Genomic DNA, 10,638 nt, shown 5'->3' with positions numbered 1-10,638 from the left:
GATCACTCTCAGGCTCCGCTTCGGGAAAAATTTCTTAGCGTTCATCCCCACGTATTGCATCAGACTATCGCCCATAAAAAGCACCTCATCGCCTGCATTTAGGCGGATCTTGCCATCGTCGCTAAGCGAAATTTTAGCATCAACCTCCACGGAGCTTTGCGTCGTTAAATTCTGCTCCAAAGCCTGCGGAGCGGGAAGTTGAGAATCGGAATTTTCGCCGCTTTGCAAGGTTGCGCTTGCCGTGACGGGATTTTGCGACGCAGAGGAGCTGCGTGGCACAGAGCTTGTTGTAGTCTGGCTTTGTGACGCGGAATTTCGCGAAGTAGAATTTTGAGGGATGGAATTTTGTTCGTAAGGCTCCTGCGCAGAATCGCGCGTCTTTAAATGATGCGTAGAATTATTTAAGGCAGAATTCTTCGCGGCATGGGCTTGCGGCTTGCTACCTTGCGGCTTAACGCTTTGCGAAGCATCGTGATCTCGCACCCTCGTGCTTTGCAAAGCTTGATTTTCCGCCATGCGATCTTGCACAGGTTTTTTAAAATTTTCGCTTCCACTATGCGGACTTACGTCCTCATCCTTGCTAATATCCTCGCCTTTGATACGCTGCTCAAGCCTATCTGCGCCATTTGCAATCTTTTCGTAGATCTCTCCACCTACGCGAAACGGCGAGCGGCGCAGCCATTCTTCTAGCCCAAAGTCATCGTGAAATCGCTGCTCCAAATAATAAAGCAGCGAGCCTTGCATAAAAAATGCCGAGAAAAGCAGCGCAAAAAGCAGAGTCGAAACAAACCTAAGCATCTAAAATCCTGCGTAGATGAAATTTGGAATTCCGCTTGGCATCAGCGCGAAAATTAGCGTGAATATCACGCCGAGCGCGAGAGCTTTAGGCAAAAACGGCAGCTCAGCAAAAAGCGCGATTAAAGTATCTTTAAGAGCTGAAATTTTAGGATAAACAAAAATCCCCGCTAAAATCACCGCAAGCACCGCTAGCTCGCTAATATCTCCGAAAACTCGCGCGCGGGTAAAAGCGCTCAAAATCGCCGCCGCATCTGGCAGGGAATTGGCGAAAAAAATCCAAGCGAAACTTACAAAAATATAGGTACAAAATAGTGCCAAATACGGATTTAGCGGCTTTACGCCCACTTTGGCAAGACATTTTAAAAATACAAGCGCCACTCCATGCAAAAGCCCCCAAATCAAAAAATTTAATCCCGCACCGTGCCAAATGCCCGAGAGCGCAAACGCGATTAGCAAATTTACGCAGGTGCGCGCAAAGCCATTGCGCGAGCCACCAAGCGGGATATAAATATAATCGCGTATAAACGTGGATAAACTGATATGCCAGCGATCCCAAAACTCGCCTAAATTCTTAGCCGCGTAGGGCATATTAAAATTCTGAGGCAGCTTAAAGCCCATCGTAAGCCCAAGAGCCCGCGCCATATCGATAAAGCCGCTAAAATTCGTATAAAGCACCACGCCATAAAGTAGCAGTGCAGCTAGAATTTGCGCCGCGGAGGACTCAGGCTCATCGCCGTAAACGCCCGAAATCACATCGCTATAATACACGCCCAAATAGCCGCTAATAAGTAGCAGCTTAACTAAGGCAAAAATTATAAGCACATAAATTTCATCGGCATTGCCAAAGTGCTTGAAGCGATCAAACTGCGGCAGTACTGGCTCTACGCCCTTGGCAGCGCTAGCGCGCCCGATAGGACCCATCACGACGCTAGGGAAAAACGCTAAAAAGCACGCCAAGCTCAAAAAGCCCTGCTCGCCGCATTCGCGCCTATAAACCGAGACGAAATAGGTGATCGACATAAAAACATAATATGAAATTCCAAGCGGAAACGCCACGCTATCTACGGCACCTAGGTGCAGTGCGGCAAGCGCGGCATTGAAAAACTCCCTGACGTAGCCATAATATTTAAAAAATGCGAGAAAAAATAAGCCGCAAGCAACCGCCGCAAGCATCACCGCACGCGCCTTCGCAGTTGGTAACGGAATCTGCTTCGCTAACCCCGCTTCTTGCACCTGCTTGACTATGCCAGCTTGTTTTGTTGCGCTCATCTGCTTGGCTGCCGCTTTACGCGATAGCTTTTTCTTGCGCAAAGACTGCTTTGCGGGCGGTATGGCTTTTGCGGCTACGCGATTAGCGCGCGCGATACACACACCTGCAAAATATACGAAAGCACTATAGGCTGCAAGTACCAGCGCAAAGCGCGGATTTACGGAGCACATGAAGCCATAGCTTGCTAACAGGATCAGGATTTTTTGCGCGAAAATATGATTTTTGAGCGTCCAATAAACGATTAAAAACACTAAAAAAGCAAGGACAAACTCAGGCGAAAAAAATGTCATTAATCTTTCCAATTTAAATTTTTAAAGCTCTTGCGGCTTTTAAACGCTTGCGGCGTGAGATTTATACGAAGCGAAAAAGCTTTTTTAAATCGCTTGCAGCGCAATATTTTATGCGCAGGCACAGCATTACGTCGCTAAACGCGCTAATAAATTTAGCGTCCAAATCCTTAGATTCACGGACAGCTTGCAGCAAGCCCTTGCCACGTGAGCAAAATTCCACCACAATGGCAAAATTTGAAACGCAAATGAGGGCTCGGCGCACAAATAAAATTTTTAAACGCGCTGAGCGGTTTGCCATCAAATTCTTATAAAACCTCACAAACGCAGTCTCGCAGGTTCTACCCGAAAGATTTCAAAATAAGCGCCTTGGAATCATGCTATATAAATTAGACGCGCGCGATGCCACTAAAATCCTACAAAATAAGATGAGCCACACTTCATCACAACTATGAGGGCTAAAATTCTACAAAGCAAAATTTTAAAAGCCAAAAAATTTTGCAGCGATAATAAAATTCCGCCCGTTAAAATCTGCCGCGCAAAATTACTAAGTAAAATCTCACTTTAAAGCGTGATAGAAACCATCTAAAAGCTGCACCTGCGCCTTATAAGCCAAAATCATGGCTTTTAATTTTTACTACAAATTGCAGATCTGCGCCGCCATAAAGGCTCTTTTAATTTTATGGTAACGCAAACGCGCCTTGCGCTAGCCTCGCTCGTTCTTTCTTACAAAAAACACAAGTTAAAATCAATGAGTTCCGCGTCGTAAATTTTGGCTCTAACTCGAATTTAATGCGGCTACACAGATTTTAGTTTGAGCTGAAATTTAACGTAGCAGAGCTGGACCTCGTTTCGTAACCCAGCCATTCTAACGAGATAATGTAAATTTTAATTTGCAATTTAAAATTTCTAGCGCAACGATACCGGCTTTGGCTCGCGTTTTGCAATTCTAATCTAGCGGCGTAAACAGTTCATAAAGCGCCGCGTAAAATTGCAAATTCCAGCGTTTTTTATTCGGCTGGCTAGGTTTGTACGCACAAGGGATCAATTTGCGAGAATTTAAAATTTTATCGCTTGCCCCAGCCCGCCTTCAGGGCAATCACGATAAAATTTACGCTCCGCACCTCAAGCAAGCGAGCAGTTACGATGAAATTCCAAGCTAGCAGTCGAGATGAAATTTTACGTCGCATTTTAAAAAGATCCCGCGCATGCCCAACTGAGAAATCCGTAAATCTCGCGCAAAATTTCACATCGCCGTATTACTTAGCAGCTATCAAATATGCTTGCCAAGCAGACGCAGTGAAATTTCGCACTGCCCTTTAATACTCGCTCGAAGTAAAATTTCGCGCAGCTGTTTTAACAATCCATACTCGAAATAAACGTTCCACATAATTCTATCGCAAAACGGCTGCCGGGCGGAATTTTGCCCGACAGCAAAGTCTTTTTCTGCGTGAAATTTATGCTTCTGTGCGGATGATCCTAACCGCTTCGACCATATTTTTTAAGCTCGGCTCCACCTCTTCCCATTTGCGAGTTTTTAGGCCGCAGTCCGGGTTGATCCACAGCTGCTCTTTCGGAAGCACCTCAAGCAGCGCGCGGATCTGGCTTACCAGCTCATGTACGCTAGGAATTCGCGGGCTGTGGATGTCGTAAACGCCGGGGCCGACCTCCTGCTTGTAGCCGACCGATCTAAAAATTTTAAGCAGCTCATTGCCGCTGCGAGCGGTTTCGATGCTGATTACGTCGGCGTCCATCGCCTCGATCGTCTTGATGATGTCGTTAAACTCCGAATAGCACATATGCGTATGGATCTGCGTCTGCGCTTTGGCTGCGCTAACGGCGAGCTTAAAGGCGCTGACGGCAAATTTTTCATACGCAGGGATATTTTCGGATCTAAGCGGATAGCCCTCTTTAAACGCAGCTTCATCCACCTGAATGATCTTGATACCCGCGTCTTGCAGATCCGAAATTTCATCGAAAATCGCAAGTGCGAGCTGTTTTACTATCTGATCGCGAGGCTTATCGTCGCGCACGAAGCTCCAGTTCATCATCGTAACAGGTCCCGTTAGCATGCCCTTCATAATCTTTTTAGTGCGGCTTTGGGCGTATTTGATCCACTCCACGGTCATCGGTTTTGGGCGGCTCACGTCGCCGAAAAGTAGCGGCGGTTTCACGCAGCGGCTGCCGTAGCTCTGCACCCAGCCGTTGGCACTAAACGCGTATCCGCTCATCTGCTCGCCGAAATACTCAACCATATCGTTGCGCTCAGGCTCGCCGTGAACCAGCACGTCCAGACCAATCTCATCTTGAAATTTAACGCAGTCGTCGATGTAGGCTTTGATGTCACGCTCGTAGGCTTCGCGGCCAATTAAGCCCTTTTTATAGGCGTTGCGAACCTGGCGAAGCTCGGCAGTCTGAGGAAAGGAGCCGATCGTAGTGGTAGGTAAAATTCCATAGCCTAGCTCCTTTTTCTGCACCTTGATGCGATCCTCGTAGCGATCGGCGCGCTCGAATTTATTTAAATTTGCGGCGCGGCTTTGAACTCGCTCATCGTGAATTAGAGGCGAGCTAGCGCGGGTTTTAGCGGATTTTTGATTTTCCTCGTAAGCTTTCATGCCGTGTTCGCACATCGGAATTTCAAAGAAAAGATGGGTTAAAATAGAAATTTCACTTAACTTTTCGACCGCGAAACTTAGCCAGGATCTGATCTCGGTGCTTAGCTTGTCCTCATATTTTAGCGTGAAAGGCACGTGCAAAAGCGAGCAGGAGGTGCCCACATAGATGCGCTCCTTAGGCACGTAGGCTTCGATGGCTTTGAGCTGAGCGAGCTTTTTGTCGATGTCGCTCTTCCAGATATTGCGCCCGTCGATCACGCCCGCAAAAAGCACGGTCTTGGCGTCTTTTAAAATTTGAAGCTCTTTTTCGATATTCTCTTCGCTTGCGTAAACGAAATCAAGCCCGATCGCCCAAACGCCCGTTTTAACGATCTCGCGTACGGCCTCGGTCGCGTGCTCGAAATAGGTCATAAAGATGATTTTTACGTTGCTTGCAGCCTTGCTTAGTCGCTGATAAACAGGCTCGATCTTTGGCGCTAGCTCAGCCGCGCGATCCGTTACGAAAATCGGCTCGTCGATCTGAACCACGACCTCGCTATCAAGCTCGCTAAGAAGCTTTAGCAGCTCCTCATATTTCGCGACAAGGGCATCTAAATGCGCGAGTGGATCACTTTTGTCGCTTGATTTGCTAAGCGCGAGATAGGTGATAGGTCCGATTAAATTTATCTTTAGCGCGCAGGAATCCTTAAAATCGTTATTCTTCGCAGCCTTGTACTCGCTTAAAATTTTACTAGGATTTAGGCTAAATTCCGTATACGCAGAGATCTCTGGCACGATATAATGATAGTTTGTGTTAAACCACTTCGTCATCTCCATCGCGACTGCGTCTTTGCTGCCGCGCGCCATCGCAAAGTACTGCTCGTGTGCTGAAAGAGCCGCAAAGCGCTGCGGGATCACGCCGAAAAGCACGCTGGTATCGAGCATCAGATCATAGTATGAAAAGTCGTTTACGCTAATTAGACCGCTCCAAGCGTCCAGCTGATATTTGATGTGGCGATCTTTTAGCTCTGCAGCGGCCCGCTCCAGCGCGTCATAATCGCACTTGCCCGCCCAATAGCTCTCCAAAGCCTTCTTTAACTCGCGCTGCTCCCCGATACGCGGAAAGCCCGTGACGTAACTTTTCATTTTAATCCTTTACGTAAAATTTGATATTAAAGGTTGGATTTTATCTTAAAATTTCTTTTGCCGCTATTAAAATTTTAATCTAATCTCGAAAATGAACGAAATTTTATCCAAAAGCGCAGGGGTAGAATTTCTCGATAAAATCTGAAATGGAATTTTTATCGACGGAATTCCGTAAGTTAAAATTTTAGGATTGAATTTAAAGGCGTTAAATTCATCATAATTTAAACCTCATCGCAAGATTCTACTAAAACTTAGTAAAGCCTTGCGACGAAGCTAGCCTTACCTGACACACCGCAAAGCCACTAGCATCAAGGCTCTATGAAAGCAGTGCAATGCCTCAAATATGAAAATTCTTAGAATTTATAATTATATCCTGCGTAAACGCCGTATTTTTTACCGTCGTTATCTTCGATATAATCGCCGTCTTTGTACCACGCCTTGCTTGCTTTAAAGCCCATTTCAATCTCGCTATTGGAGCCAAACTCATACGCAGTACCTATCTTGCCGCCCAAAATGAAGCCACCCAGCGTATCGTCCGCTCTAACCCAGCCGCCATTGCTATAGTCTATTTTAACTTCAGTATCTAGCACCGAAAGCCCAGTGTAAGCACCTAGGACGAGCTTAAATCTACCGAAAAGCTCCGGCGTAAAATCCGCACCGGCTACGAAATCGTGCGTGCTCCATTTAACCTTTCTTTTCGAATTGACATTCGAGCTGGAATCCTCGCCCTTAAATCCGTAAAAATACCCGCCGTAGGCCCTAAACGTGCCGAAGTCATATCCGGCCTTAACGCCGATTTGCGGCTGTCCGTCATCAAAACCTGCGGCTTGGTTTTTGAAATTGTATCCGCCTTCGCCACCTATGAAAAGTCCCTCCGCCATCGCGCTTACTGCAGCTAAAGAGCTAAGAAGCGCCACTTTTGCAACTAATTTTCTCATCTTTACTCCTTTCGGTGAAATTTCAACCTCTATGTTAGCGTTAGCTTATAAAACGTGGTCCAAATTTAAAGTAAATATAACACCCGACAAATAGGAGGGTATTCAACACAACAAGAAATACTAGGCCTTGCAATTCTATACTTCTTTTAGATCTCTAAGCCTACTTTAGCAATCTATAGATCCTCGCAGAATCGGTTAAAGAAACCGGCTCGAATAGCTCTTTGTCGTAATTTTCCAATACAAAAAGCTGGATGAACGTCGAGTTAAAGACCCTTTTATCCAAAACCAAAATCCTTTGATAGTCTGGCAAAAATATAACGAACAAATCGGAGCTTTCATCTACCTGCTTTGATAATTTAACGAGTTTGCCGTCTACTTCGCCTACATGATAGTAGGAGTTAATACTCATTTTTTCACCATCATGAATCAGATATTCCGGATCAGCGCTAGGCAATGTGCATTCACTGCCCACTATTATGCTCGCTCCGTCTTCACCCATCCTAATGTCATATCCTACATAAGCTAATGGTGTATAAAACTCCTCGCCCGTAGTTATATCTATAGCGGAAAATTTTAAAATATTTGGAAGCATATCCAGCATACGCGGTACGAAGTAATAATATACCTCTCTGGTTTTTTGAGGAAGTTTAAAATTTTTATTTTCCAAGGATTTTAAAAATTTATTGATATCGGGCTCATTATAATCCTTTTGCATCTGAAGCAAACTTGAGCTAAAATTTTCATTCATACGCCTTTCGATATATTCGACATTCAACCTCGCCATATTAGCCGAACTTATCTGATCTTTATTGAAAGAAAAGGCCGTTAAAAATGCATAATCTCCAAACTGTCTCCCTCCGGGATCGGCTACCACTTTTACGTCGGCATAATATCTGATCAAATACCCATAGTCCCACCACGAAACGACATAATCTTCTCTATTTACTTTATTTTTTAGCTCGGCAAGCGGAGCCACGGCATCCCTCATAAGTACTGGCGCGACACGAAATTTATAAATATAATCTAGACTTGGCAGCAGTGCCAAACAAGTCAGCACGATTAGCATAGAATTTTTAAGCCAAGCTCGGATATCAAAATAATTTAAAGTAAAATATAGAAAATAAGCAAAGCCGAAAGCTACAATCGGCGTGATATACATCGTAAATCTAACTCCGCCGAAAAATGCCAAAAATCCAAGTAATAGCATCGGCAAAGCCAAAATAAACGAGCGAAATTTAATAAACATAAAAATTAAGCCGGCCATAGCGCATATAAATATAAAAATATTTCCGCTAGAATAGCCCATAAATTTCATAAAATCCGTATTGGCTACTTCGTTGATTGTGCTTCCGACCCCATAGAAATAAAAAGCACCCGATACTTTACCTACGCTCTTGCCGACGTATGCTCTCATTTTACTCAAGATAGGATCAAGCCCACCGAAATATATAAACAAAGCAACTACCAAAACACCCAATATCCAAAGAATTTTCTTGTTTTGAGAGCTTGGAATTTTAATCATTAAAAAATATAACGACGCGATAAGCACGATTCTAAGCAATAAAATATAATTTACTATTATCGTATAGTCGCCATAGTATGTTTTAAAATTTATCACCGCTACCGCCATAAGAATCGTAGCTTTGTAATTTATCTCATTTCGTCTATCAAATATCAAAGTGTAAAATAAAAACATGCCCATTATGGCTAAATTTAACGAATACGAGCTTGGATACCACCAGCTATAAAGCGCCATAAAGACCGCGGGCAAGATTAAATTTAGTTGCGAGCCGTTTTGAGTGAGTCTGATTAGAGCCCAGATTGTCAGCATGGGCAGGACGATATTTAACATATCGCTATCAAAATACCCACCCAAAGTCCTCATATAATATCCCGGCAATATGGTGGCAAGCAGCGCCGCGATGATGCCGGCGCCCAGGATCTTATACTCTCTTGCTATCAAAATAATCGGCACGGCCACCAGCGGCGCTAAAAACACGCTCATATAGATCGTAATGCTATTTAGGCTGACGGGTAAAATTTTACTAAGTAAAAATGCTAGAGTTGGGATCGACGCGCCGTACGGGCTAAGATCGCCAGGTTGATGAAAGCCCGCTATCATATCGCGCGCGCCCTCGGCATTGGCAAAGGCGTCATTTGTAGTCATGATGAGCTCGCCGTCAAAAGAAAACTGCTCGATCCCGCTAGCCCAATATATCCAAAAAAACCTGCACGCCACGCCGAATATATAAACCAGCGTCATAATCAGAAAAATATCCATGCGGGAGCATTCGCCGTTTGTAATTCTAAATTTTTGCATCTTTTTCCTTGATTCGCCGTTTGAAGTACCGAGCGGCAGGGTTAAAATTTGCCTCTACAAATTTTACTTGCTTTATCGCACTCGCGTTACATCTTTAACGACATTGTTTAATTTGCGTTTATTATAGCAGAATTTATCGATATTAAAAGCAAAATTTTAAAAACAACTCAAGTTAAGCCGTTTAGAATTTAAATTTGTGATGTGCAATTTTGGCGACCATCAAAAAATACGATATGTAAAGATAGAGATTAAGATGTAAACTAAATATCCAATATAAGGCAGATACAAAACAACACTAAGCCAATAAACATGCGTATATCTAGCATATTATAAATTCCATCTTCTGGGTGCGGAATGAACAAATATAGGACAATAAACATAACGAACGCTTTTAAAAAAATATATAATAACGTTTTATTCATAGGCATATATTTAACGATCTATGCTAGGGCTTGATAGCAGAAACAACCGGTCGTTGCAAGAAACTTACGCCGAGCCGGTGGATTTTTGTGGTTTAGACGAAATTCTCGCCTAATATGCGTCGCACATAAATTTACAGACGGTTTTTGTGCGGAGATTGAGCATGATCGAGCTTAGGCAGCGGCCGTCCTTGTTGCCGCTTAGTAGGCGCACGGCGTCGCCCTCTTTCCACTGTGTGCTGTCGCCCTCGATCGTCCTGTAATGCGCACCGTTAATGACAAGCGACTCGCCGCCTTTTAGCGTTTTATCGATCTTCAGGTCACTTGCGATCTGGCTTAGATCGCCTTTTAGGGCATTTGCGATTAGTTTTTCTTCGGCCTGCTCATGCGTCTTCATCGAGCTTTTAGCAAAGTCCGGCACCTGCACAGTTTCGGTCTGAGCCGAAGCAAACACGGCGAGCACGCAAGCGGCGTAAATCAATTTCATATTTTCTCCTCGGTTTTTTCAAAATTTCGGCGATTATAGCAAAGTTTACTTAAAAATTTCGGTCTAAATTTAGCTAGAGTTTAAATTTAAGAAACCGCTCGTCTGTTTAAAACAGAGCTGAACTCGATGGCAAATTATAAAATTTCGCTGCGATTTAAAATTTACTTATTTAAATACGCCGCGAGCGCGCTTAGCCAAACAAACAGCGCTATGATCCAAGACATCACTCGCGGCATACTCGCCCAAAACGCAGCCCTCATATTGCAACGTAAAAGTAAGCGAGCATCAAAATTTTTACTGGCAGAATTTACTCGTTATCAAATAGCGCGCCAAAGATGCACGATTACGACAACGACGAGGATGCCATGCGAGCCGCCGG

The 10,638-nt window shown here is 44.3% G+C and carries 6 protein-coding genes and 1 pseudogene; 1 reads left to right on the top strand and 6 read right to left on the bottom strand.

Annotated features, from left to right (window positions below):
- The 6 genes and pseudogenes from Q0277_RS08780 to Q0277_RS08755 form a co-directional block, all read right to left on the bottom strand.
- Positions 1 to 798, bottom strand: a pseudogene (locus tag Q0277_RS08780) (hypothetical protein); the annotation flags it as partial.
- The gene (locus Q0277_RS08775; RefSeq protein ID WP_297997327.1) at positions 799 to 2,358 is read right to left on the bottom strand and encodes an MBOAT family O-acyltransferase; all 1,560 of its coding nucleotides are present in this window, start codon (positions 2,356 to 2,358) and stop codon (positions 799 to 801) included.
- Positions 2,359 to 3,812: 1,454 nt separating this feature from the next.
- Positions 3,813 to 6,095 (bottom strand): 5-methyltetrahydropteroyltriglutamate--homocysteine S-methyltransferase, encoded by a 2,283-nt coding sequence (gene metE / locus Q0277_RS08770; protein ID WP_297997325.1) that lies wholly within the window; start codon positions 6,093 to 6,095, stop codon positions 3,813 to 3,815.
- A gap of 353 nt (positions 6,096 to 6,448) precedes the next feature.
- Positions 6,449 to 7,033 carry a hypothetical protein gene (locus tag Q0277_RS08765; RefSeq protein WP_297997323.1) on the bottom strand — a complete coding sequence of 195 codons (585 nt, stop codon included), beginning with the start codon at positions 7,031 to 7,033 and terminating at the stop codon, positions 6,449 to 6,451.
- Between the two features lie 160 nt (positions 7,034 to 7,193).
- Positions 7,194 to 9,353 (bottom strand): STT3 domain-containing protein, encoded by a 2,160-nt coding sequence (locus tag Q0277_RS08760; RefSeq protein ID WP_297997321.1) that lies wholly within the window; start codon positions 9,351 to 9,353, stop codon positions 7,194 to 7,196.
- Between the two features lie 531 nt (positions 9,354 to 9,884).
- Entirely contained in the window at positions 9,885 to 10,259 is a 375-nt protein-coding gene (locus Q0277_RS08755; RefSeq protein ID WP_297905105.1) for a hypothetical protein, read from the bottom strand.
- 126 nt (positions 10,260 to 10,385) lie between these two features.
- Here Q0277_RS08755 and Q0277_RS08750 point away from each other — a divergent pair.
- Positions 10,386 to 10,638, top strand: a 253-nt coding sequence (locus tag Q0277_RS08750) for a hypothetical protein (RefSeq protein WP_297997320.1), incomplete at its 3' end; no start/stop codon positions are given.

The organism is uncultured Campylobacter sp. (assembly GCF_938030815.1).
Classification (GTDB): domain Bacteria; phylum Campylobacterota; class Campylobacteria; order Campylobacterales; family Campylobacteraceae; genus Campylobacter_B.
The sequence above is the reverse complement of the archived record's forward strand: the minus strand, read 5'-3'. Positions and strand labels throughout refer to the sequence as shown.